The following is an 819-nucleotide window of genomic DNA, read 5'->3' on the forward strand; positions in this document are numbered from 1 at the left end:
ATGCGCATCCAACAAAAGCGAGCGCGGAACCTGCGCCCAGCACGCCGAGGGCGGTTCTGCGGGATACAAACGACTGTGTCATGAGAAAGACCTTTCATCGATGGCGACTATTGTTCTAACACTATTATCCCGGATACTCCCGGCCAGTACTATCCCCTGGAATTAGGCACTCAGATTGCCCGCTGAGCCAAAGCTAGAAGACAAATCGGTATTGGTGGGAATATCGATCAGCAGCCAGCGTCCGTTGTTATATCGTGCCTTAAACTCTCCGTCGTGAACGTCTTTCTTTGCCTCGCTGGGAATGTCTACCGCAGTGCCCTCATACACTACAAAATTACCTGTTGAGAATGTGGTCGTTGCCGCCCATGTGTAGACGTCACCGTTCTGGGTGGGAGTCGGGTCTTTGAGCGTAAACGTCATTTTAGGGTCTTCAAACCACATATTTTCAAGCTCTTTCACACTGCTTTCCTCAAAGGCTTCGGCTCCGTTTATTCCTCCCACAAAGGTAATTTCTTTGAAGGGAGAGAAATCGTTGGTCATAATTCCGTAGGTGAAGGCTGCCCCAAGAAATCCAAACAGGGAGTAGAGCCCGGCGGAGCTTTTCTCGGTCATCATGGCGGTTTTCACCGGTTTGGGCACGTTCTTCGCGCGTTGGGTACGGGTTGCGCGCACGTATTCTCCTGCGGAGGTGTCGTAGCTGTTGAACGTGACCTCACCCGAATAGTCGGCACGGTAACTCGTGGATGCGTCCGCCGAGAGCGGCTGCACGCGGGCGGCGCATCCGACGAAGGCGAGCGCGGAACCGGCACCTAGCACGCC

At 54.1% G+C, this 819-nt stretch carries 1 protein-coding gene; it reads right to left on the reverse strand.

What is annotated here, in order from left to right:
- Nucleotides 1-162: 162 nt before the first annotated feature.
- Nucleotides 163-819 (reverse strand): DUF6318 family protein (locus HMPREF2554_RS09125; protein ID WP_070554861.1); only part of this gene is annotated, 657 nt, incomplete at its 5' end.

The organism is Rothia sp. HMSC071F11, from assembly GCF_001809115.1.
GTDB classification, from domain to species: Bacteria; Actinomycetota; Actinomycetes; order Actinomycetales; family Micrococcaceae; genus Rothia; species Rothia dentocariosa.